Annotated in this window: 26 protein-coding genes, 1 other RNA gene and 1 pseudogene; 13 read left to right on the top strand and 15 right to left on the bottom strand. The window is 71.4% G+C overall.

The window, feature by feature from the left end; translation table 11 throughout:
• Positions 1-91: 91 nt before the first annotated feature.
• Positions 92-1,060: a LysR family transcriptional regulator gene (locus ACFS27_RS02305; RefSeq protein ID WP_377179934.1), complete on the top strand. Its 969-nt coding sequence runs from the start codon at positions 92-94 to the stop codon at positions 1,058-1,060.
• On the opposite strand, the gene mtnN is transcribed toward ACFS27_RS02305, so the two are convergent.
• The 3 genes and pseudogenes from mtnN to ACFS27_RS02290 all read right to left on the bottom strand — a co-directional run bounded on the left by mtnN (position 1,029) and on the right by ACFS27_RS02290 (position 4,120).
• A complete protein-coding gene (mtnN, locus tag ACFS27_RS02300; protein ID WP_377179931.1) occupies positions 1,029-1,769 on the bottom strand; it encodes a 5'-methylthioadenosine/S-adenosylhomocysteine nucleosidase in 741 nt (246 codons plus the stop codon). The genes ACFS27_RS02305 and mtnN overlap by 32 nt on opposite strands.
• Positions 1,770-1,867: 98 nt before the next feature.
• A pseudogene (locus ACFS27_RS02295) lies at positions 1,868-2,317 on the bottom strand (S-ribosylhomocysteine lyase); the annotation flags it as partial.
• 30 nt (positions 2,318-2,347) lie between these two features.
• A complete protein-coding gene (locus ACFS27_RS02290) occupies positions 2,348-4,120 on the bottom strand; it encodes a SulP family inorganic anion transporter (protein WP_377183570.1) in 1,773 nt (590 codons plus the stop codon).
• A gap of 117 nt (positions 4,121-4,237) precedes the next feature.
• Here ACFS27_RS02290 and ACFS27_RS02285 point away from each other — a divergent pair, with 117 nt between their 5' ends.
• From ACFS27_RS02285 to ACFS27_RS02275, 3 genes are all read left to right on the top strand, one after another.
• The gene (locus tag ACFS27_RS02285) at positions 4,238-5,200 is read left to right on the top strand and encodes a Nif3-like dinuclear metal center hexameric protein (protein ID WP_377179929.1); all 963 of its coding nucleotides are present in this window, start codon (positions 4,238-4,240) and stop codon (positions 5,198-5,200) included.
• Between the two features lie 109 nt (positions 5,201-5,309).
• Positions 5,310-6,068, top strand: a complete 759-nt coding sequence (locus ACFS27_RS02280) for a zinc ribbon domain-containing protein (RefSeq protein WP_377179927.1) — start codon at positions 5,310-5,312, stop codon at positions 6,066-6,068.
• Positions 6,065-6,817 carry a histidine phosphatase family protein gene (locus tag ACFS27_RS02275; protein WP_377179925.1) on the top strand — a complete coding sequence of 251 codons (753 nt, stop codon included), beginning with the start codon at positions 6,065-6,067 and terminating at the stop codon, positions 6,815-6,817. The genes ACFS27_RS02280 and ACFS27_RS02275 overlap by 4 nt, the downstream gene beginning before the upstream one ends.
• Before the next feature lie 6 nt (positions 6,818-6,823).
• On the opposite strand, the gene ACFS27_RS02270 is transcribed toward ACFS27_RS02275, so the two are convergent.
• Together ACFS27_RS02270 and ACFS27_RS02265 are read right to left on the bottom strand one after the other, a co-directional pair.
• On the bottom strand, positions 6,824-8,098 hold the full coding sequence (locus tag ACFS27_RS02270; protein WP_377179923.1) for an MFS transporter: 1,275 nt from the start codon (positions 8,096-8,098) through the stop codon (positions 6,824-6,826).
• Between the two features lie 73 nt (positions 8,099-8,171).
• Positions 8,172-8,999 (bottom strand): YaaA family protein, encoded by an 828-nt coding sequence (locus ACFS27_RS02265; protein WP_377179921.1) that lies wholly within the window; start codon positions 8,997-8,999, stop codon positions 8,172-8,174.
• A 50-nt stretch (positions 9,000-9,049) separates the two neighbouring features.
• Between ACFS27_RS02265 and ACFS27_RS02260 the strand changes: the two genes are divergently transcribed.
• From ACFS27_RS02260 to ACFS27_RS02250, 3 genes are all read left to right on the top strand, one after another.
• Positions 9,050-9,433, top strand: a complete 384-nt coding sequence (locus ACFS27_RS02260) for a tautomerase family protein (RefSeq protein ID WP_377179919.1) — start codon at positions 9,050-9,052, stop codon at positions 9,431-9,433.
• A gap of 66 nt (positions 9,434-9,499) precedes the next feature.
• Positions 9,500-9,898: RNase P RNA component class A (rnpB, locus tag ACFS27_RS02255), an RNA gene on the top strand.
• A 46-nt stretch (positions 9,899-9,944) separates the two neighbouring features.
• On the top strand, positions 9,945-10,433 hold the full coding sequence (locus tag ACFS27_RS02250) for a hypothetical protein (RefSeq protein WP_377179917.1): 489 nt from the start codon (positions 9,945-9,947) through the stop codon (positions 10,431-10,433).
• 119 nt (positions 10,434-10,552) lie between these two features.
• On the opposite strand, the gene ACFS27_RS02245 is transcribed toward ACFS27_RS02250, so the two are convergent.
• From ACFS27_RS02245 to ACFS27_RS02235, 3 genes are all read right to left on the bottom strand, one after another.
• A complete protein-coding gene (locus ACFS27_RS02245) occupies positions 10,553-10,813 on the bottom strand; it encodes a hypothetical protein (protein ID WP_377179915.1) in 261 nt (86 codons plus the stop codon).
• A gap of 65 nt (positions 10,814-10,878) precedes the next feature.
• Positions 10,879-11,265, bottom strand: a complete 387-nt coding sequence (locus tag ACFS27_RS02240) for a hypothetical protein (RefSeq protein WP_377179913.1) — start codon at positions 11,263-11,265, stop codon at positions 10,879-10,881.
• A gap of 281 nt (positions 11,266-11,546) precedes the next feature.
• Complete coding sequence (locus ACFS27_RS02235; RefSeq protein WP_377179911.1) at positions 11,547-11,906, bottom strand: hypothetical protein; 360 nt, start codon at positions 11,904-11,906, stop codon at positions 11,547-11,549.
• Between the two features lie 118 nt (positions 11,907-12,024).
• On the opposite strand from ACFS27_RS02235, the gene ACFS27_RS02230 reads away from it, so the two are divergent.
• Positions 12,025-12,876, top strand: a complete 852-nt coding sequence (locus tag ACFS27_RS02230) for an alpha/beta fold hydrolase (RefSeq protein ID WP_377179909.1) — start codon at positions 12,025-12,027, stop codon at positions 12,874-12,876.
• A 55-nt stretch (positions 12,877-12,931) separates the two neighbouring features.
• Here ACFS27_RS02230 and ACFS27_RS02225 read toward each other — a convergent pair whose 3' ends face one another.
• The gene (locus ACFS27_RS02225; RefSeq protein ID WP_377179907.1) at positions 12,932-13,876 is read right to left on the bottom strand and encodes a phosphotransferase family protein; all 945 of its coding nucleotides are present in this window, start codon (positions 13,874-13,876) and stop codon (positions 12,932-12,934) included.
• A 230-nt stretch (positions 13,877-14,106) separates the two neighbouring features.
• Entirely contained in the window at positions 14,107-14,448 is a 342-nt protein-coding gene (locus tag ACFS27_RS02220; protein WP_377179905.1) for a winged helix-turn-helix transcriptional regulator, read from the bottom strand.
• Here ACFS27_RS02220 and ACFS27_RS02215 point away from each other — a divergent pair.
• On the top strand, positions 14,432-15,118 hold the full coding sequence (locus ACFS27_RS02215) for a hypothetical protein (RefSeq protein WP_377179903.1): 687 nt from the start codon (positions 14,432-14,434) through the stop codon (positions 15,116-15,118). The genes ACFS27_RS02220 and ACFS27_RS02215 overlap by 17 nt on opposite strands.
• 91 nt (positions 15,119-15,209) lie before the next feature.
• Here the strand turns inward: ACFS27_RS02215 and ACFS27_RS02210 are convergent, their stop codons facing one another.
• Complete coding sequence (locus ACFS27_RS02210) at positions 15,210-15,584, bottom strand: hypothetical protein (RefSeq protein WP_377179901.1); 375 nt, start codon at positions 15,582-15,584, stop codon at positions 15,210-15,212.
• 112 nt (positions 15,585-15,696) lie between these two features.
• Here ACFS27_RS02210 and ACFS27_RS02205 point away from each other — a divergent pair, with 112 nt between their 5' ends.
• Positions 15,697-16,101 carry a pilus assembly protein CpaE gene (locus ACFS27_RS02205; RefSeq protein WP_377179899.1) on the top strand — a complete coding sequence of 135 codons (405 nt, stop codon included), beginning with the start codon at positions 15,697-15,699 and terminating at the stop codon, positions 16,099-16,101.
• Between the two features lie 66 nt (positions 16,102-16,167).
• Entirely contained in the window at positions 16,168-16,740 is a 573-nt protein-coding gene (locus tag ACFS27_RS02200) for a pyridoxamine 5'-phosphate oxidase family protein (RefSeq protein ID WP_377179897.1), read from the top strand.
• Between the two features lie 195 nt (positions 16,741-16,935).
• Here ACFS27_RS02200 and ACFS27_RS02195 read toward each other — a convergent pair whose 3' ends face one another.
• Entirely contained in the window at positions 16,936-17,367 is a 432-nt protein-coding gene (locus ACFS27_RS02195) for a roadblock/LC7 domain-containing protein (protein ID WP_377179895.1), read from the bottom strand.
• A gap of 397 nt (positions 17,368-17,764) precedes the next feature.
• Entirely contained in the window at positions 17,765-18,535 is a 771-nt protein-coding gene (locus tag ACFS27_RS02190) for a C40 family peptidase (RefSeq protein ID WP_377179893.1), read from the bottom strand.
• Positions 18,536-18,674: 139 nt separating this feature from the next.
• Between ACFS27_RS02190 and ACFS27_RS02185 the strand changes: the two genes are divergently transcribed.
• Positions 18,675-19,337 carry a histidine phosphatase family protein gene (locus tag ACFS27_RS02185; RefSeq protein WP_377179891.1) on the top strand — a complete coding sequence of 221 codons (663 nt, stop codon included), beginning with the start codon at positions 18,675-18,677 and terminating at the stop codon, positions 19,335-19,337.
• A 49-nt stretch (positions 19,338-19,386) separates the two neighbouring features.
• Positions 19,387-20,130: a class I SAM-dependent methyltransferase gene (locus tag ACFS27_RS02180; protein WP_377179889.1), complete on the top strand. Its 744-nt coding sequence runs from the start codon at positions 19,387-19,389 to the stop codon at positions 20,128-20,130.
• A 39-nt stretch (positions 20,131-20,169) separates the two neighbouring features.
• On the opposite strand, the gene ACFS27_RS02175 is transcribed toward ACFS27_RS02180, so the two are convergent.
• Positions 20,170-20,865 (bottom strand): GOLPH3/VPS74 family protein, encoded by a 696-nt coding sequence (locus ACFS27_RS02175; RefSeq protein WP_377179887.1) that lies wholly within the window; start codon positions 20,863-20,865, stop codon positions 20,170-20,172.
• On the bottom strand, positions 20,862-21,623 hold the full coding sequence (locus ACFS27_RS02170; RefSeq protein ID WP_377179885.1) for a helix-turn-helix domain-containing protein: 762 nt from the start codon (positions 21,621-21,623) through the stop codon (positions 20,862-20,864). Before ACFS27_RS02170 ends, ACFS27_RS02175 begins: the two co-directional genes overlap by 4 nt.
• Between the last annotated feature and the right edge of the window lie 67 nt (positions 21,624-21,690).

Genomic DNA, 21,690 nt, shown 5'->3' with positions numbered 1-21,690 from the left:
CCTCGACCGCTCCGAACAGTCACGACAAGCACACAAAAGTGGGTGACCGTTCGCTGATGCCTTACGGTCACGCCTGCCCTACGGTCTGGTCATGCTCAACCCACGACGGCTCGAGATCCTGCGTGCGGTCCTGGCCGCCGGATCGATCAACGGGGCGGCCCGGAACCTCAGCTACTCGCCCGCCACGATCAGCCAGCACATGGCCGCCCTCGCGCGGGAGACCGGACTGGTCCTGTTCGAGAAGCAGGGCCGCGGGATCGTCGCCACCGACGCCGCCAGGGAGCTGGCCGACCAGGCACAGGCGCTGCTGGCCGACTTCGACCGCCTCGAACGGGCGGTCGCGGACCTCCGGGGCGGTCAGGGGCAGCACCTGGCCATCGCGTGCTTCGCCTCGGCGGCGGAGCAGTGGATGCCCGCGGTCGTGCGTGCCGTGCGGCGGCTCCGGCCGAACCTCACCGTCGAGATCAGTCTGAACGAGCCGGTCGACGGCCGCGGGCGCCGCCGTCCGGACCTCGACATCCGTACCGAGCCGGCCGACGGCGCAGGCATCCGTCTCGACGGCTATGTGCGTCATGAGCTCCTCGTCGAGGACCTGGTCGTCGTGCTCCCTGCGACGCACCCGCTGGCGGCCGAGCCGGAGGTCAGCCTGCGGGAGCTGGCAGAACAGCCATGGGTGGACCACGACATCTACGACAGCCCGATCGGACGGATCGTCCTGAGCGCGTGCAGTGCTGCCGGGTTCGCCCCGCGGTACGCCGCCCGGCTCGACGACCATCGGGCGGCGCTCCGGCTCGTGGCCGCAGGGATCGGGATCACCGTGCTGCCGCGGCTGGCCGTGCCCGGCGACTCCCCGGGGCTCGTCGCGAAACCTCTGGTTCGCCCGGGCGTAGCACGCCGGATCGTCGCCCATGCCGGCCAGGACCGGCGTCGGGCGGCGCTCGTCGCCTGCGCGGTGGAGCAGCTGCGGGCCAGCGCAGCCGGCATCAGCGCAGCCGAGTCCAGCGCCGCCGTCGCACAGGCCCAGCGGCTCAGCTCGCCAGCAGCCCGACCGCCGCTGTGACGACCTGTGCCGAGCGCAACGCTGCGTCGTCGACGTGCGTGAGGAACTCGGTGCCGTCGGGCGCGCACAGGTCGGAGACGGCCCGCACCGACACGAAACCCGAGCCGAAGTTGTGGCACAGCTGCGCGAGCGCCGCGGACTCCATGTCGACGGCGAGCATGCCGGGGAAGTCCGCGCGGAGCCGCAGCGCCAGGTCGGTGGTGGCGAACTTCTCGCCGGAACCGATGCTGCCCTCGCGCAGCGCGGGAGGTCCCTGACTGCCGTCCGGGTCGCGCACCTCGACGGCGGCAGCGGCGCGCCGGACGACGTCGGCGAGCACGGGGTCGGCGTCGTACGCCTCTGGCATGCCGGGGACCTGGCCGAGCACGTACCCGAAGGCGCGGGCGTCGGCGTCCGCGTTGACGAGGCGGACGCCCAGCACCACGTCGCCCACCGCTACGTCCTTCGCGAGCCCGCCGGCGCTGCCCGCGCTGATCAGCGGCACGCCCGAGCCGTGACGGAGGATCGCGCCCGCGCCGGCGGCGGTCGCGTTGACGAAGCCGATCCCGCTACGCACCAGCACGACGGGCCGGCCGGCGAGCGTGATGCGCCGGTACTCGGCGCGGCCGACGCGCTCCGGCTCACCGACGTCGGACGCCAGCTCGAGGAAGGGCGCTGCCTCGTCGTCCATCGCCACGAGGACGACGGCGACGGGTGCCGGGGCGTTCACTGCTCGCCGGCGGAAGCCGCGTCGCGGGCAGCGGCCTCGCGGGCGGCCGCGTCCCGGGCCGCTGCGTCGCTGGCCAACGCGTCGCCCGGAGCGCCGTCCGCAAAGACCTGCGACCACACGCCGCGTGCCGAGAGGAACACCGAAGCCGCCTCCTGGGCGCCGGCCAGCGAGTGGTTCGCGCCCCAGCCGCACTGCACCTCGTTCGCGGCGGGCACCTCGGTCGCCGTGACGATGTCACGCATCGTCGCCTCGACGAGCTGCAGCACGTCCGTGTAGGCGGGGTCGCCCTGCAGCATCAGGTAGAAGCCGGTCTGGCAGCCCATGGGGGAGAAGTCCAGGACGGCGTCGGAATGGTTGCGCGAGTGCTCGGCGAACAGGTGCTCGAGGGAGTGCACCGTCGGCATCTCCAGGTGCGCGACGTTGGGCTGCGTGAAACGCACGTCGTACTTGACGATCACGTCCCCTCCGGCGAGCTGCTTGCGGTCGGCAAGCCGCACGTACGGGGCGGCGACGGCGCGGTGGTCCAGGTTGAACGACTCGACGTTCATGCGGGGGGCTGACTCGGTCACGGGACGAGCCTATGCCGTCTGCGCCTGCAGAACGTGCGACCGGGCGTGCTCGACGGCCTCGGGCAGATCGGTGAAGAGGTGGCTCTCGTGCCGCAGCACGCGGTGGAGGCCGACGGCCCGCAGGAGCTTGCGGTGCTGCGGCTGGATGCCCTTGACGAGCACGGTCACGTCCCGCCGCTCCAGCTCCAGCACCAGGTCGGCGAGGGCACGCGCCCCGGTGGCGTCCACGAGCTGCACGTGGGAGAGCCGCAGGATCACCACCTCGACGGGCTCGTGCAGGCCGTCGGCCGGGTCGTCCGACGCCGCACCGGGCCGCGCCTGCGTGACGGCCGTCACCTCGCCGAGGATCCGGTCGGACGCCCCGAAGAACATGGCGCCGTCCAGCCGGAACAGCGCGATCCGCTCGTCGCCCTCGTGCGCGACGCCCGGCAGCGGTTCACGGTGCACCGACGTCGCCCCCGCCACGGCCCGCAGCGCGAAGAACGCGGCGACCAGCAGCCCGATCTGGACGGCGTCGATGAGGTCGAACGCGACGGTGATCACCGCGGTGACCACGAACGTGACGGCGTCCGGGCGGGTGGAGGTGAGCACCGAGCGGATGGTCCGTGCGCCGATCATGCGGAACGACGTGACCATCAGCACGCCCGCCAGCGCGGCGAGCGGTATGCGTCCCACCGGTCCGGTGGCCAGGTAGATCACGGCGAGGATCACCAGCGCGTGCACGACGGCGGCCAGGCGCGTGCGGGCTCCCGAGCGCACGTTGACCGCGGTGCGCGCGATGGCCCCGGTCGCAGGCATCCCGCCGAACAGGCCGCTCGCGAGCGATGCGAGGCCCTGCCCTACGAGCTCACGGTCGGGGTGGTAGGGGCCGGTGTCGGCCATGGTCGCCGCGACCCGCGCGGACAGCAGCGACTCGATGGCGGCGAGCGCGGCGACCGCGACGGCCGCACCCACGAGGTCCCGGACGGCGTCCGGCGTCGCGTCGGGCAGCACGGGAAAGGGGAGCGAGCTGGGCAGCTCGCCGATGCGAGGCACCGGTGCCTTCAGCACCTCGGCGAGCACCGTCACCAGTGCGACGGCGACGAGCGAGGCGGGCAGCGCCGTGGCCACGCGGGGCAGCACGAGCATCACCGCTGCGACGACCGCGACGAGAGCGAGCGTCCAGGCCCAGGCCGGTACCCCGCCGTCGGGCAGGGAGCCGTCCGGGACGCCGGCCCCCATGTCGCCGCCGGACGGCCAGAGCGCGGCCCCGACCGACCGGACCGCTGTGACCAGCGTGTTGTGCCCGGTCTCCGCGGCGACGCCCACGGCGGCCGGGACCTGCTGCAGAAAGATGATCGCCGCGATGCCAAGGGTGAAGCCCTCGACGACGGGCCACGGGATGTAGGTGACCACGCGGCCCAGCCGGAGCAGACCGCACGCCAGCACGATCGCGCCGCCGAACAGCGTCACGAGGGCCACCGAGCCGAGGCCGTGCTGCGCCACGATCGGCGCGAGGACGACGGCCATGGCACCGGTTGGGCCGCTGATCTGCACGTTCGACCCGCCGAACACGGCCGCCACGATGCCGGCCACGACCGCCGTGACGAGCCCGGCCGCCGGCCCCACACCGGAGCTGACGCCGAACGCGAGCGCGAGCGGCAGCGCGACGACGCCGACGGTGACACCCGCCAAGAGGTCGGAACGCAGGGTCCGGGGCCGCAGGTCGTAGTCGGCGCGAGACGGGGCAAGATCCCGGATGTCGACGCGTTCGCGCGCGGCAGCGATCAGCCTTGCGCGCATGGTCATAGGCCCGCCGAAGCGGTGCTCGACGGTGTCCCCCACGAGTTACGGACCTTAGCAAGGTCACGATGCGTCCGCCTGGTGAACGGCCTGCCCACACGTACTACGCTGCGAGGCGTGAGCAGCAGCGACGCCCCCACGTCCCACACCACGCTCGGCCCGTCCGCCCCGTCCGCCGTGCATCCCACGCTGGCGCAGGTGGTCGGCGCGCTCGACGGTCTCTACCCGCCGTCGACGGCGGAGGGATGGGACGCCGTCGGACTGGTGGCAGGCGACCCTGCCGCATCCGTGCGCAAGGTGCTGTTCGCGGTCGACCCGGTCACCGCCGTCGTCGACCAGGCCCTGGACTGGGGCGCCGACCTGCTCGTCACGCACCACCCGCTGTTCCTGCGCGGCGTGAGCTCCGTGGCCGCCACGACGTTCAAGGGCTCCGTCGTGCACCGGCTCCTGACCGGAGGGTGCGCCCTGCACGTCGCGCACACCAACGCCGACGCGGCCCCGCGCGGTGTGGCGGACGCTCTCGCCGACCTCGTCGGCATCACCGACCGGCGGCCGCTCGAGGTGAGTGCCGCCGGCGCGACGGACGGCCACGGCCAGGGCGCCGACTACGGCACCGACCGTGGCATCGGCCGCGTCGGCCGACTCGTCGAACCCACCACGCTGGCCGACTTCGCCCGCCGCGTCGCGGCCGCGCTGCCCGCCACCGCGCAGGGCATCCGGTTCTCCGGCGACCCCGACGCGACGGTGACCACCGCCGCCGTCCTCGGCGGGTCCGGTGACGGCTACTTCGACGCCGTCCGCGCCGCGGCCGCCGACGTCTACGTCACCTCCGACCTGCGCCATCACCCGGCCTCCGAGCTGCGCGAACGTGCCGAGTTCGAGGCCCGCGCCGCCGGCGCCCGTGGCCCCGCCGGCACCCCGTTCCTCGTGGACACCGCCCACTACGCGAGCGAGTGGCCCTGGCTGCGCTACGCCGTCGAGGACCTCGCCGCGGCGCTCGCGGCCGACGGGCTGGCCGTCGAGGCCCGGGTGAGCGAGCTCGTGACCGACCCATGGACCGGCCAGGTCCCGTCCCGCTGAGCCGCGTGGGTCGCTGAGCCGCGGGTTGCTGAGCCGCGTGGATTCCACGCGTGCGGGCGCGGGGTAGCGTTGGACCGCCCCCCAGAACCCGACCGAGAGGACGCCTCCCGTGGCTACCGCACCGCCAGAAGACCAGCGCAGGCTGCTGGAGGTCCAGGCGCTCGACACCCGCGCCCAGCAGCTCGCCCACCAGCGCAAGACGCTGCCGGCGCTCGCGACGCTGGCAGAGCTCGACGGCCGGATCGCCGACCTGCGCGCGTCGCTCGTCGAGTCCCGTACCCGGGTCGCCGACCTCAAGCGCGAGCTCACCAAGGCGGAGTCCGACGTCGAGCAGGTCCGCAACCGCGCGGAGCGCGACCAGCAGCGGCTGGACGCCGGCGGTGTCAGCGCGAAGGATGCAGTGGCGCTCACCGACGAGCTCGGCTCGCTCGCCACCCGCCAGGCGGCGCTGGAGGAGATCGAGCTCGACGTCATGGAGCGGCTCGAGGCGCACGAGGACGCCCTGTCCACGGTCGAGGCGGCCAACGAAGAGCTCGTCGCGGAGAAGACGAAGATCGAGGCAGAGCGCGACGCCGGCTGGGCCGCGATCGACGCGCAGGTCCAGGCGATGGTGGGGGAGCGGGCCAAGGCGGTCGACGGGCTCGACGCCGCTCTGGTCACGCTCTACGAGAAGATCCGGGCGCAGCTGGGTGGCACGGGCGCGGCGGTGCTCAACGGCAACCGCTGCGAGGGCTGCCGGATGGACCTCCCGCCGGGCGACCTGGCGACGATCAGGAACGCGGCCCCCGACGCCGTGGTGCGCTGCGAGGAGTGCGGCCGGATTTTGGTGCGCGTCGCCGGCGCGTCGACCGGCGCTGCCGCCGGATGAGCAAGGCGCCAGGGTTCGCCACGCACCGGCTCTCGCCGGCCGTGCCTGCTCGGTACGACGGCGCCCTCCCGCTCACCGTGGTGCTCGTCCGGCACGGGGTGACCCCGCTGACGGAGGCCGGCGGATACTCCGGGTCCGACGTCCCCGGCCCGCCCCTGACCGCGCGTGGCCGACTCCAGGCGGCGCAGGCCGCCGACGCCGTCTTCCGTATCGGACGAGCCGCGCGGACCGGAGCGGGTTCGACGGGCGGCATGCGCAGCGGCGGCCTCTGGCCGGACCTGCCGCGCCCGACGGCGCTCGTCGCGTCGCCGACCGTCCGCACCCAGGAGACGGCGGTCGCCGTCGGACGGCGCCTCGGGCTGCACGTCACCACCGAGGACCGGTTCGCGGAGTGCCGGTACGGGGAGTGGGAGGGGCTCACCGCGCCGGAGATCGAGCAGGGCTGGCCTGGCGAGCTGGCGCGGTGGCGCTCGACGGGCACCTTCGAGCCGCCGGGTGGCGAGTCCTACGCGCAGCTCGGCGCGCGTGTCTGGGACGGACTCGCCGACCTGCTGGCCGGCGGCGTGGGCCGCACGGTGGTGGCGGTGGGTCACGTGGCGCAGATCCGGACCGCCGTCGGGCAGGCGCTGGGGGCGCCCGCCTCGCACTGGGCGCGGGTGCGGATCCCGCCGGCCTCCCTGTCGGTGGTGCGGCTGTGGGAGGACGGCTCCACCGAGGTGGCGGCCGTGGGCGTGCCCACCGACGGCTGAGCATCCCTACGGACGGCGGAGCGTCCCGCGCGCGAACGCGGGCGCCAGCGGCACGAGCGCGAGCACGAGGACGGCGGGAAGGGCGAACCCGAGCCGCAGGTTGTCCGCCCCGACGAACCCCGTGAGCACCGAACCGAGCAGCGCCCCCACGTAGTTGAACTGGTTGAAGCGCGCGATGACGGCGTCGGTGCGGGCGCGGTCCGGCTCGGGGGCCGGGCCCACCGCCGTTCCGGCGACCGGATCGCTTGCCGTCCCGGCCGTGCCCGCGGCGATGCGTCCCGCCGCCGAGAAGCTGAGCGGTGCCACCAGCGCGACGGCGGCACCGAGCAGGGTGAAGCCGGCCACCGCGACCTGCCACGACGGCGCGAGCGCCACCAGCGCCAGCGCCCCGCAGGCGAGGACGGCCCCGACCTGGAGCACCGGCGCCACCCCGAACCGGGTCACCAGCCGGCCGCCCGCCAGGCGCACGACGATCGAGGTCACGAGGTACGGGAAGGTCGCAAGCGCGACCAGGTTGCCTGGGGCGTCGAACGACCGGGCCAGGTAGACGGGACCCCAGGCCGCGGCCGTCGTGTCGACCATGTAGAACACGACCAGCCCGGTCCCCACGAGCCAGATGGGCCGCCACGGGACCGGTCCGTCGCCCGCGGTGGCGAGGCCGAGGCCCGGCGGCGCCGTCCCGGCGGGGCTCGCGATGCCGCCCGCCGGAACCTTCGGTGCGATCCGCGGCGTCGTCGCGACGTGCGGGAGGAACGGCGCGAACGCGACCAGCATCGGGACCACCGCCACGAAGGCACCGACGGTGGGGGAGAGGTGGCCGGTGGCGAGCACGACGACCGCGGCGCTGATGCCGCCGGTGGTCCAGTAACCGTGCGACGACGGCAGGATGGGCCGGCCGTACCGGTGCTCCAGGTCGACGGCCTGCATGTTGGTGGTGGCGTCGACCAGGCCCAGCGCGATCCCGTACACCGCGACCCCGCCCACGAACACGCCGATCGCCGGTGCCAGCGTGATCGCGGGCACCGCGACCACCATCAGCGCGAGCCCGAGGCGGAGCGTGCTCGCGCTGCCGAGGCTCCGCGCAGCGTGCTCGGCGACGAGGGACCCGACGCCGGCGAGCAGCACCATCATGAGCAGCAGCAGGGACAGCGTGACCTCGTCGAGGCCCCAGCGCTCCAGGAACCGGGGCAGGCGGGTCGTGAGGCTGATGAAGACGAAGCCTTGCGCGAAGAAGGCCGCTGCCACCGCGACCCGGGCGCCCGTCAGGCTGCTTGTCGTCATGACCGGTCATCCAACCGGTCGTGGGGCGTCGGCGCCAGGGTTGGGGCCCGACTTCTCTCGAAAGAGATGTGGGTCAGGCTAGGACGAGCTCCAGCGTTCTCGGGGCGCGGGGTCTTCCGTCCAACAGGGTCGCCTCGATCAGGGTCTGGTCCCTGCCCGAGCCGATCTCCGTGAGGACGACGGACCCCACCAGCTCCTGTGCGGCCTTGAGCACGTCCTCGCTGGTCCGCGCCTCGGGTTCCCGGCGCAGGAGGTGACCGGCCAGCACGCCGCGCGTGTGCTTCGCGTTGTGCGACACCACGGTCCGCTTCCCGTCGGTCTCGCGCAGCACGCGCACCTCGACCCAGTCGGCGGCCCCCTCGCCGGTCGTCCGAGGCTTCCACGCCGCCACGTACGTGCCGGAACGGCAGTCGACGACGACGTCGCCGGCGGCCCGCGCGTCGAGGACCTCCGCGAGGGCGGGCTTCCAGAACGTGGCGAGGCGGCCGACGTCGGGCAGCCCGACGCCCATGCTGAGCCGGTAGGCGGGAATGCGGTCGCCGGGCGCCACGACGCCCCAGAGCCCCGAGAAGGTGAGGACGCTCGCCTGGGCGCGCTGCGCGGCGCCGTCGGGCAGCGTGGCCAGGCCTGCTGCCGCGTACAGGACACCCGTGTACACCGTTGCCGCGCTGCCCGACGGCGCCTCGCGGAGCGCCGTGTTGCGTGCCACCTCGTCGGCCAGCCCGTCGCTGACCCCGAGCGCCGAGGTCGCGTCCGGCTGCGCGCTGACCCTCGCGAGGTCGGCCAGAACTTGCTCACGTCGTGCGGTGAGCTCCGGGTGGACCAGGGCGTCCAGGTCGAGGGGAGCTGCGCCGTCGGGCGCGGGGGTCTTGCCCTCGGAGGGCGGGAGGAGCAACATCACCCGCTCAGCCTAAGGCGGCGCGCCCGCGCGGCTGGCTAGGGTTGCCGAGCATGGCCCAGATCAAGGTGTACGGGAACCGGTCCGTGTGGGGCGAGCGGCGTGCAGAGATCTCCGACGCGCTGCACGACGCGCTCGTGCGCACCTGGCAGCTTCCGGCGGACAAGCGGTTCCACCGCTTCCTCCTGCTGGACGACGGCGACCTGGTCGCTCCGCGCTCTGACGCCTACCTCGTGGTGGAGATCGTCTGCTTCACCGGCCGCAGCCGCAAGGCGAAGCGTGCGCTGATCGCGGCGCTGTACAACGACGTCGCGCCGCACCTGGGACTGGCCGTGAACGACCTCGAGGCCGTCATCCTGGAGAGCCCGAAGGAGAACTGGGGGATCCGCGGGGTGTCGGGCGACGAGCTGGCGCTCTCGTACCGCGTCGATGTCTGAGCCTGACGCCTGGGTCGATGCCTGACAGGCGGTGTGAACACTTGGCGGTACTCTTCTACCTGCGGACGAGTCGGTCGGACGGTCGCGTTGGGTGCCCTCGGGCGCCCGCCGAGGAACGTCCGGGCTCCACAGGGCAAGGTGGTGGTTAACAGCCACCCGGGGTGACCCGCGGGACAGTGCCACAGAAAACAGACCGCCCCTGGTCTCAGGACCTGGGGTAAGGGTGAAACGGTGGTGTAAGAGACCACCAGCGCTGCCGGTGACGGTAGCGGCTAGGTAAACCCCACCTGGAGCAAGGTCAGACAGACTGTGTTTGAGGGCTGCCCGCCCGACTCTCTTCGGAGAGGCACAGTCGGGTAGACCGCTCGAGCCCTGCGGCAACGCAGGGCCTAGATGGATGACCGTCGCCCGCGCGGGGGTAACCCGGCGCGGGAACAGAACCCGGCGTACAGACCGGCTCGTCCGCTTTTAACGCTCTGATCTGCTTGGCGTGTCAGTGAGGGCTGGCACGATGCCGGTCATGCCAGTTCCCGATCTGATCCCTATCGCCCACGAGCCCGATTACCGGACTGCCACGATCGGCCGGTACGACGGCGGGCAGTTCTTTGCGTCCCTCACCTACGCCTTCCGCGACGGGTACAACGTGACGTGGGGCGACTGGCAGGATCACAAGCTCGCCTTCGCTGTGCTGCACCGGTTCGACCACGACGGGCACTATGTCGAGTCCGAAATCCTTACCGGCGGCACCGTCCGGGAGGAGCGGGACGGTGTCACCGTCGCACCGGAGCCGGAGGAATGGCTTGCCGATCGGCTCGACGCGCTTCCAGGGCGCGAGTTCGGGACCATCGCGATCCGTCCGTTTCAGACCACGCATGACGGCATCCTGTTCGGTCTGGTCCTCGAGCGTCACGGCGAGAGCGCGGGCGCTGACGACTGGGCCGAGCTCTATCCGGATCACCTGGGCTTCCATGAGCCCTGGGACGGCCTCTACGACACCTGAGCCTGCCGGGCAGGGACGGGCGGGTATCAGTCAGATTCGGTGTAGTCCGGGTTTGTGTTGGCGATTGAGACTGGCGGTCAAAAACTTGGCGACAAGGGACTCTGCGCAGACGAGCGTGATCAGGGGTTGATGACGCCGTCGAGGGCGTCGGTGTACTCCACCGGCTTTCCGGTCTGGCGTGCGTAGCGGATCTCGCGCCGTGTGGACTCCCCGATGTACCCGCCTGGGTTGACCACCAGGACGCGGTCGGCAAGGTCGATCTTCGCGAGGTGCAGCGTGCCGAGTGCAGCCTTCTGCTCGTCGGTGATCTGGTCGGTGGCGCGCTCGAACTCAGCGGGTGCGATGACGATCGCCCCAGCGAGAGTCAAGTCACGATTCACCGTGCGGAACTCCTCAGTGAACCGAGTCGAGCCGCACAGGCACACGATCTCCGGGCGGGCTCCCATCACGGCCGCAGGATAGACCCGTCGTCGCTGACCGTGGCGACAGCCACTCCGTGCTTGGCAGCCAGCGCTGTGAAGGTGGTTCGCGCCGTCCGTGCTCGGCTCCAGGAGAACGCCCCGTAGTCCAGCGAGGTGCCGATGCTGTAGTCCGACATCTGGCTTACGAGCTCGATGTCGTTGTGCCAGGTCTCGTACGCCGGCGCGCCCGGACCGTTCATCGGCGGGTAGGTCTGGATCAGCTCGTTGTAGAAGGACCGCAGATTCGCCGTCGTCACTTCTGGGTCGTCGTACGAGTGGTCCTCGGACCACTGCGACTGCTCCTCCCACCACGCAGGGAAGTCGGCATCGGTGACCGCTGCTGGATCGAACGCGAGGATGTCGTAACTCATGGGCGCACCGTAGCCGCCTCATTGGTGCGTTGATCGTCACCCGTCGTTGACGGGGTATTGCCGGGCCTGCCCAAGGCTTGGGGCGCCCCGTGCGATGACGAGGCGCCCGTGACCCCGGCAGAACAGACCTCGGGAGAACCCGGCGTACAGACCGACTCGTCCGCTTTTAACGTCTGACCTGCTACGACGTCTTCCCGAGCGGCTGGCGATCGCAGCCATCGCGCTCTGACCCCGCGATGCACCGGACACGGCCTAGTGGCCGTCGGCCAGAAGCGGCGGCGTCAGTCCGGGCCGTCGGGATGCGCCAGATCGTAGGCCCGAGAGACCTTCTGGGGAACGACCATGCGCCATGCGTCCACGACCAGCTCGCGAGCCTCGGCCCGGTCGAGTGCTGCAAGGTCGGTATGGATCCAGTTGAAGCGCATGTCCGACGCCGACGGCAGCTGAAACTTCTGCGGCTCGCTCTCCACCAGCGCCGCCCGCTCCTCCTTCGGGAACGCGAAGCCCATCACGCGCTCGTCGAACGAGAACGCCACGTAGACGATCTGCTTGACGCGAAACTTCAGTCTGCCGCGTACGTACACCGTGTACGAGCGTTCCAGCTCCGAGCCCAGGGGCCGAATGTCGTCGATCACTGCCATGGTCCGCTCCTCGCGCCGCACATCCACAAGGTCGACTCCGACCACGGCTCTGAGTCATCGGTACACGCCGCGCCGCGCATGCCCGATGAGTTTTGCCACGTCCCGCGGTCTCCAAGGCATGGAGACCCTACTTCCGGTCGGCGACGTCGAGCTGTGCGTCGACACGGCCGGCTTACCGACCGAGATCCCCGTTCTGCTGATCGGCACCACCATCGCCACCTGGGACGACGAGTTCGTGGAGCGGCTCACCGGCCGGTTCGTCATCCGCTACGACCTGCGGGACGCCGGCCGATCGACCACCGTCGATCCCGACTCCCCCGGCTATACCCTGCGCGACCTCGTCGCCGATGCCGTCGGCGTGCTCGACGGCCTCGGCATCTCTCGTGCGCACATCGTGGGCATGGCGACCGGAGGCTTCATCGCGCAACTCTTGGCCTTGGACCATCCGTCACGGGTCGCTTCGCTCGTGCTGGTGGGCACACGTCCGGTCGCACCGGGTCCGGTCGACGACGACCTGCCTGAGCACTCCCCGGCGATCTTCGCCCACTTCGGCAGCGCCCGACCGGTCGACTGGACCGACCGCTCGTCGATCCTGGACGGTGCGGTGACCGCGGCTCGCGTGTTCTCCGGCTCGCCGCACTTCGACGCGGCCGAGGCCCGTGCCCACGCGGCACATGTTCTCGATCGCTCCGGTCCGCACCCGGCGTCGGCGCGCAGCGGCCTGCTGAGCACGGTGTTCTCGAAACTGGACTGCTCACCACGCTGGCGCGAGCGGCTCCGGGAGATCACCGCACGCACGCTGGTCGTGCACGGCGCGGCCGACCCGTTCTTCCCGGTGGGCAATGCGAAGGCGCTGGCCGAAGAGATCCCCGGCGCAACCCTGTTGGTCGTCGACGGGGTCGGCGCGGAGCTCCCCAGCCGGGCACACGCAGAGGTGGCCACAGCCGTGCTCGCGCACACAGCGCCGTAGGCCGGTGGGCTCTCAGGCGGACAGTGCGCGTCCGAGGTGTGCTTTCGCCACGCGACTAGCGCAGCGCGTTCAGTTCGTCGAGGGCACGGTGGCCGCGCTCGACCACCCCTGGAACGTCATCGTGGCTCCCGTGGCGGATGGGGATCTCGAGCATGTGGAGGATCTGGGCCGCTGTGAGCACCGCCGCTCCCTCCCAGCCGACCAGGCCGAGGATTCTCGTCCACAGCCGCCCTCGGACATCGTCCAGCAGCGGGTCCTTGAAGGAATACCACACGAGGGTGGTGAGATCGATCGCTCGCGTACCGCTACCCGCGTTCCCGATATCGACGACCGCCACCACCGCTCCGTCACGAACCAGGACATTGCCGGGGGTCGAGAGATCGGCATGGACCATGTCAGGTGCCTCTGGTGGTGGTGGGGCGTCAGCACACACGAGTCGCAGGCGCTCGACCAGGTCCGACACCGCGGAGGAGTACCCAGGGAGCCTGGCCATGGACCGGCGGAGACGTGACTGCTCCGGCGCCTCGTTGAGATCCGGTCCGGTGCCGGTCGGATCCTGACTGGTGGCGACCAGCCAGGCGTACGCCCAGTGGTCGTAGGGCTCGGAGGCTTGGCCGGCCTGTAGCTCGATGATCTCCATCAGTTGCTCGATGAGGGACGGGGTCAGCTCTGGCGCGGGAGCCGCGTCGACGAAGTCCATCAGTTGCCATACATGAGTGGCTGTGGCCCCCACTCCGAGCCAGGACGGGGTGGGATAGCCGTGCCTACGCATGTGCTCGACCACTCTCTGGGCGCGCAGCGTCTCGTCCAGGTGGGTGGGGTGTGCCCGGGGCACTGTTTTGAGCACTGCATCTGCAGTTCCGGCCAGCTGGACGCGCGTGGCACCCCCATTGACGCCTCCGGATAGGCGACTGAGAAGAGTGACCTCTGCCCCGACCACACTGGCCACGTCGTCCAGGACCTCGGCCGGCGGCTCTTCGGGATGGGTGTCCTGGTTCATCGGCTCGTGGTCGCAACGGGGGGAGGGCAGCACATGCAGAACACCCTATGGCCGAACGCGGCCTTGGCGGGAAGCCGGCGCAGGGTTGCGCTGTGAGCGTCCGCAGTCCGCACCCCAGTCCGCTGGGAGCCCGCAAGGACCCCACCAAGCGCCGTCGGGCCCCAAAGCCGCCCCCGCTCGCGAGACGCAGAATTCCAGCGTTCCTGGCCGATGTCACTCGCACCCACGGCCTACACGATCGAGCTGGCGCAGCTCATCGCCGTGTCCGATACGGACTGGCCGTCGGTGCGCTGCAGGTGAGCCTCGCCCCATACCCGGACTCCTTCGACGACGGGCAGGACAGTGGCACCGTACGGAGTGAGCCGGTAGATGACGCGCGCCGGAACCGGTCCGGTCACCACGCGTTCGACGAGCCCGTCGGCTTCGAGCTCGCGCAGCTGTTCGGCCAGCACCTTGGGAGTGATCGGCGCACCCCTGCGGCGGAGGCCGGCGAAATGGGACTCTCCGTGGGCGAGCCAGTAGAGCAGGGTCAGCTTCCACTTCCCGCCGATCGCGGTGAAAGCCGCCGCCATCGGGCAGCCCGGCAGCGGATTGGGACGAGAGGGGTTACCCGCAGGTGCCTTCTTGTTCATGGCCGAGCTCCGCTCGATAGTCGAGACCATGACCATTCCATACCGAAGAATCCTGACCGCAAGCCTTTCCGCTCTCATGCTTCTCGCGACGGCGGCATCGGGCACCGCTGCACCGCCACCCGTGTCATCGACGACCGCCGATGGCCAACGGGATTTCAACTGGGAGATCGGGACCTGGCGCTCCACCGTGGAGGTCCTCGCCGACCCGCTCTCGGAATCCCCGGACGAATGGCTCGAGTTCGCCGGCACCAGTACCGTGCGGCCGCTCGCGGGTCGGCGGGCCAACGTCGTCGAGCTCGACGTGTCGGGGCCGAACGGCCGGATCGAAGCGCTCAATCTGAGACTGTACGAGCCGCAGGCGCAGCGGTGGAGCCTGACCTTCGTCAACCTCCGCGACGGCCTGCTCACCCCTGCGGTGTACGGGGGATTCCACAACGGCGTCGGCGAGTTCTACGGCGACGACCAGCTCGGCGACCGGCCGATCAAGGTGCGGTTCCTCATCACCCGCACGGGCAAGGACGAGGCGAGGTTCGAGCAGGCGTTCTCGGCCGACGGCGGCACGACCTGGGAGACGAACTGGATCGCGGTGGATCGCCGGGTCCGAAGCTGAAGGGAAAATCGCCGGCCGGCGCTCCTCGGTCGAACTGCTCAACCGCGCTGTGAACACGGTCTCCGAACGCCCACGAACGAGATGCCACGGCTCAGCCCCGCACGCCGCCCCAGGTGACGAACTGGCCGGCCAGCACGCAGAGGATCAGCAGGCCACCGAGCCCCCATACGGCAACCATGGCCCGGCGCCGGCCCACCGTCAGCAAGAGGAACGTCACCGCGCTGTAGGCCAGCGAGACGACGACCGCGGACACGAACGCCGGCGTGAACCGGGCGTGCGGCGCACAACCGGGCGGCGCCGGATAGACCAGCGCGCAGACGGTCTCTTCGGCGGGCGGATAGGCGAGGGTCCAGATGTTCACGAGGGTCAAGGCGGCGATCACCGCGGCGGCGACGAGCCCGAGCGCGAGCCCGACGGCGTGGAGCGTCGCTCGGGTCTCCCGGTCGTCCGCATCGGTCTCTCCCATGGTCCGAGAGCCTAGAGACCGCCGCCGGGAAAACCGAGCAAAGTGCGCCGCCCGCTCAACCACGGGCGGCCCCGGCCACAGCCGCCCGCCGGCGGTGCTGGAGAATGGGCCGATGATCTCCACCGAACTCGCGGCCACGCTGCGCACCGCCGGTCTGGTCTGGACACCGGCCGACGGCGACCAGTTCCAGGTCCAGGCGCCAGAGCTCACGAGCGACGTCTTCACCGTGAGCACGATGACCATCGAGGCGCACGAGTACCCCACGGGCACCATCCTCGGCTTCAACGGCACCACCGAGTGGGCGCTGGACTCGGTCGCGATCGAGGACGCTCTCTGGCTGCCGCGCGAGGACCAGCTGCGTGCCCTCCTGCGCTCGAGCTTTCACGCCCTACGCCGCACCGACGGTGCCTACGAGGTCGAGGTCGAGCTCCTTGGGCAGACTCGTGTCTTCGCCGACCCGGAACCGGCCGAGGCGTACGGCCAGGCGCTGCTCGCCCTCATCGAGCTCAGCCGCTGACCTCGGTCGCGTCCAGGTGCTGGTCAGGGACGTGACCGGCGGCTGTGCCCGTGGCAGCGTGCGAGCATGAAACTGCACGAGCGGATCGACGGTCGGCTGCGCGAGTTCGTCGAGCGCCAGCACGTGTTCTTCGTGGCGACGGCGCCGCTGACCGCGGACGGGCACGTCAACGTCTCGCCGCGCGGTGTGCCAGGCACCTTCGCCGTGCTCGACGACCACACGTTCGCGTGGCTCGACGGCACCGGCAGTGGGAGCGAGACGGTGGCGCACCTCCGCGAGAACGGCCGGATCACCGTGATGTTCTGCGCGTTCGACGGTGCGCCGAACATCGTCCGGCTCCACGGCACCGGCCGCGTCCTGACCCGGTACGACGACGAGTACCCCGCACTCGCGAGCCGGTTCACGGAACTGCCGGGTGCCCGCGCGGTCATCGTGGTCGACGTCGAGCGTGTCTCCGACTCCTGCGGCTGGGGCGTCCCGCTCATGTCGTACGAGGGCGAGCGGGACCTGATCGGACCGTACTTCGAGCGCAAGGGCGAGGCGGGCCAGCAGGAGTTCCGACGGCGCAAGAACCGCACGAGCATCGACGGCCTGCCGGCCTACGACGTCGACCCCCTCGACGGCGTCAACAGCAGGTGAGGCCGCCGCCGGGCGGAACTGTGCCGTACGGGGCACAATCGTCCGGGGCGGTGTTGGATGCGGCCCGCGACGCCTGCGCGGCGTTCGTCGCGGACCGCACCGATCTGCGTTTCCCAGGCATGCGAACCGTGCCCCCTACGAGCTGCTGGTAGGGGGCGCTGTGTCGGTGCTACGCCGAGCAGGTGCGGCTGCTGCCTAGAGCTGCCGATCGACGGGGAGGCTGCCGCGCATCTCCGAGATCAGCTGCGGCGTGAGGGTGCCCTCGGTGCGGGAGACCAGCAGCGCCATCTCGTAGCCGACGAGGCCGATGTCGCACGTGGCTTCGGCGACCACGCCGAGCACCGATCCGTTCGAGACGCTCATCAGGAACAGGAATCCCTTGTCCATCTCGATGATCGTCTGCCGGACGTTGCCGCCGTTGAGCTGTCGGGAAGCTCCCCGCGTGAGGCTGGACATACCCGAGACGATCGCCGCGAGCTGGTCGCCGCTGGTGCGGTCCAGCTGGTCGGACATCGCCATGAGCAGGCCGTCGGCTGAAACCACGAGCGTGTGCCGGCTGCCCGGGACGGTGCGCACGAAGTTGTCGAGCAGCCACCCGAAATTCGTTGCTTCGGTACTGAGGGTCACTCTTTGCTCCTCTGCTGCCTGCTTCCCGAGGACGGGTTCAGTCAGACAACCGGTTGAACTTGCGGATCTGGGCGTAAGAGATGCGTGCGGGTACGACGCGGCGCAGCATGCTGGTGCGTCCGGTCAGCGGGTCGGAGGTATCGCGGCGTCGGCTTGGGATCCGTCGCTGCGGCCACGATAGCCCTCGCAACGGTGATGGAAACGATGCAGTCTCCCACTTTCATCCCAAACCCGGCGTCGGCGCCGGCGGGCTCGACAAGAACGGCCGGAAAGCGGCCGACGAGGTAGCCGCGTCCGCTTTCCGTCCGTGCCACGAGGCGAGATCGGCATTGATCACGCGCTCCGGGATCCGGCCCCCGCGCACCAACGCTCGTGGGCCGGCCCACCCGGCGGTGGTTCAGCCCACGCGGATGAAGGTCGGGCTGGACTGCCAGATGCTCGTGTACCGCACGCTCTTGCCGGGGACCGGGGCCTCGATCTGCATGCCGTCGCCGGCATAGATCGCGATGTGCCCAGGCGTCCAGATCATGTCGCCCGGCTGCGCCTCGGCCCAGGACACGGGCGTACCTGCGTATCGCTGCGCTGACGACGTGCGCGGAAGGTCGACGCCGACCTGGGCGTAGACGTAGGACGTGAAGCCGGAGCAGTCGAACCCGGCCGGGGTCGTCCCGCCCCAGACGTACGGGACGCCGAGGTACCGCATGGCGATGGAGACCACCGCCGAACCTCGTTGCTCGGCTGCCTCTGCCTCCGCCTCGGCGGCGCGTTCCGCCTGGTACTCCTCGTTCTCGGCGGCCGAGATGACGGAGACTGCCGCCTTCTCGACCTTCAGCTCCGCGTTCGGCGTGACGGCGACGACGTTCGCGGCGACGACGCTCTGGCGGGCCTGGGTGGTCAGGGCGTTGAGGTCGGCCGCGTCGAGCGTGCCCTGGACGGGCGTGCCGGCCAGGGCCGTGCTGACCTCGGAGACAGGTGCTGCCTGCGCGGGCGGCGCGATCAGGGACAGCAGGACACCGCCGCCTGCCGCGGCGATGACCGCGCCGCGACCGGTGGTCGCGCCGGCCGGCCCGGTGGCCGCTCGGGTGGCCCGGTTCAGGGCGGGGCCGCGTGCTGCCCGGTGACGACCACGCCGGGTCGGGGACGTGGCCGAGCTGGACTGGGGATCCATGAGAGCGGAGACCTTTCCGAGTGGAAGCCGACATATCAGGCTAGTGGCGAGCCCTAGAGTAACGGAACGGACACAGCACCGGAACCGCCCCACGGTCGGGGTGCCCGGCCCCGACGGCCGGTCGGAGAGAATGCTCCCCATGAGACTCCTGCTCCTTCGCCACGGACAGACCCCCTCGAACGTCGCCGGGCTGCTCGATACCGCGGGCCCCGGGCCCGGGCTGACGCGGCTCGGCGAGCGTCAGGCCGCCGCGGTCCCGCACGCGCTCCGTGACCGCAAGGTCGACGCGATTGCGGTCTCCCCCCTGGTCCGGACCTCGTTCACGGCCGCGCCCCTGGCCCGAGCCCGTGGCATCGAGCCGCTCGTCGTGGCGGGCCTCGAGGAGGTCGAGGCAGGTGAGCTCGAGATGGCCGGCGACCACGCGGCCCATCTGCGCTACCTCGGCACGGTCTTCGCCTGGGCGCGTGGCGACGTCGGCAGGGCCATGCCTGGCGGACCCGACGGCCGCGCATTCCTCGGCCGGTACGACGCCGCCGTCGCGGCGGTCGCCGCGCGCGGCTGGGACAGCGTCGTCGTGGTCTCCCACGGCGCCGCCATCCGGGCCTGGGTCTCGGCGCGCGTGGCGGGTGTGGACGTCGATCACGTCGAGCGGACGGCGCTGGCCAACACCGGTCTGGTGGAGATCGAGGGCGACCCCGTCGGCGGCTGGCGGCTCGTCGCGTGGAGCGCCGGGCCGGTCGGTGGGCTCGAGCTGGACGCACCGGCCGTCGACGACCCGACAGGGGAGCCGGTCGAGGAGTGAGCAGGTAAAAGGTCTGTGTCACTGGTCACGGCGATGGCAGGGTGACGGGATGGATGCCGCAGGGGACGAGACTCGGGCCGCGTGGGCCATCGCGTCGCGCAAGTACGAGGACGAGTACGCGGAGCACCTCGCGCTGGCCCGGACCGCCGAGCTGCTGCCTGCCGAGGTCGACGTGCTGGGCCGGATCGTCGCCGACGCCGACATCGTGCACCCGATGAGCGGGCACGGGCTGGACGACATCGCGCTCGCGCGCCTCGGCGCGCGGTCCGTGCACGGGCTGGACTACAGCGAGGCGGCGGTGTCGAGCGCGCAGCGCCGGGCGGACGAGCTGGGCATACCCTGCCGGTACACGCGGGCAGCCATGCCGGAGAGCGGGCTGGAGGGCGCCTGCGCCGATCTCGTCTACACGGGCAAGGGTGCGCTCATCTGGCTCGCGGACCTGCCGGCTTTCTTCGCCGAGGTACACCGGCTGCTCCGGGCGGGCGGCAGGTTCTACGTCTACGAAGCGCATCCGCTGGTGCCGCTGTGGGACTGGAGCCCGGAGGAGATCCGGGTCCGCCCCGACCGCGGCTACTTCGCGCCCTCGCACGTCAACGACTCGTTCCCCGGCAACGGCGCCGTCGAACGACAGCACACGCTCTCGGCGATCGTCATGGCGTGCCGGCGAGCGGGCTTCGAGATCGAGCACCTCGACGAGCATCCCGAACCGTTCTGGCGTCCGGAGGGCACCACGGCCGCCGCCTGGGACGGGCGGGTCCCCAACACGTTCAGCCTGCTCGCGCGCCGAGCCTGACCCGTCCGACGTCGAGCACCACCGGCCCGCGCCCGGACGTCAGTCGGTGGCGACGAACGCGGTCACGAAGAGGTTGGAGGCAACGAGCCCTGCCATGGTCCGGCGCACCGGCTCGCCGACCTCCTCGGCGCCCCAGTCCCCGCGCTGGAGCTCCCTGCCGCGGGTGTAGACCGCACCGGACCAGGGGATGTCCTGGTGCAGCGCCGGCAGGCCACCGCTGGCCGCCAGCAGCGCCGCACGGGCAGCGGTGCGCGGCTCGGGGGTGTCGCCGTCGACCAGGGCGGCCCGGACGGGGGCGAGCAGGTTCGCGCGTCGGGACGTTCCGCCGTCGACGAGGGCGGTGGTGGTGAACAGGCCGAGGGTGCGCCCGCCCTCCCGGGCGAGGTGCCCGCGCTCGACGACCCGGTCGATCACCCGTGCGCGCAACGGTGGCCCGACCTCGAGGACCAACGAGTGGACGTCGGCCGGCCTACGGGCGACCCTGTCCCACACGTCGCGCAGCAGCGGGTCGGACGGCGGGTCGTCCGCCACGACCCGCACCTCGCGGCCGCTCCACGTCGCGTGCTCGTCGACGTCGATCCGTCCCTGCAACGCGAGGTCGACGAGGACCGCGCCCGCCAGCGTGTGAAAGAGACTGCTGCCCTCGCCGGCGATCGTGCCCGACCGGGGGTCGAACAGCAGGAGCAGCAGGTCCTCGGCGAGCGCGGGGGCTTCGGGAGCCGTCGGTCCACTCATGGTTCCGTTCCTTCGTCGTTTCCGTCGAGCCGTTCGTCCGTCTTTCCGCGGACGATCAGGTCGGCGAGATACATCACGTCGCGCTGAGCTGGGTTGTACAGCTGTCGCAGGGACGCCACCATCGTGGTCTCGAGCGTGGCCGCGCTCTTCGAGGACCGGGACTCCGGGTCGGTGAGCCACGGGTAGCCGGCCTGCAGCTCCTTGATGATCGGCGCGAAGTACTGCGCGAGGCGCAGCCGGGTGGCCCGGTCCGCGTCGGGCGGCAGGTCGTCGAACTCCTTGTCGGAGTCCGTGCGTGGCGTCTCCTCCAGGATCTGCCGGAGGTCGCTCAGCGCCGACTCGTCGTAGATCTGCGAATAGATCATGATCATCGACCGGTCTCGTTCCGACAGCGTCCTCGCACCCGCGCTGAAGCCGGGCGGCAGGTCGAGGGGCGCGCTGTGCCGCAGGACCAGGGCGAGCTCTGCCCGCGCGCGCTCCAGCCGCTCGATGGAGCTCGCCAGCTCCGCGTCGAGCGCCCGGAACGCCTCGACGGGATCCTCGTCCGCGCGGCCCATCAGCTCGATCCGGGCCAGCGGTACGCTGAGGTCCCGGAGCCGCCGGATCTGCAGGAGCCGCAGCAGGTGCGGCACGCCGTACTCCTTGTAGCCGTTCGACCTGCGCTCGGGCTCGTCGAGCAGGCCCGTCTCGTGGTAGTGCCGCACGGTGTTGACGGTCGTACCCGCGAGCTCCGCGATCTGTCGGGTGCTCCACGCCACGGTCGGGTCCTGTCGCTCGGCTGGTCGGTCGGGCAGCAGCTCGCCGCTGTCGACGTGCCGGTCGGTG

The organism is Promicromonospora vindobonensis (assembly GCF_042685865.1).
In the GTDB taxonomy this organism is placed as follows: Bacteria; Actinomycetota; Actinomycetes; order Actinomycetales; family Cellulomonadaceae; genus Promicromonospora; species Promicromonospora vindobonensis.
The sequence above is the reverse complement of the archived record's forward strand: the minus strand, read 5'-3'. Positions and strand labels throughout refer to the sequence as shown.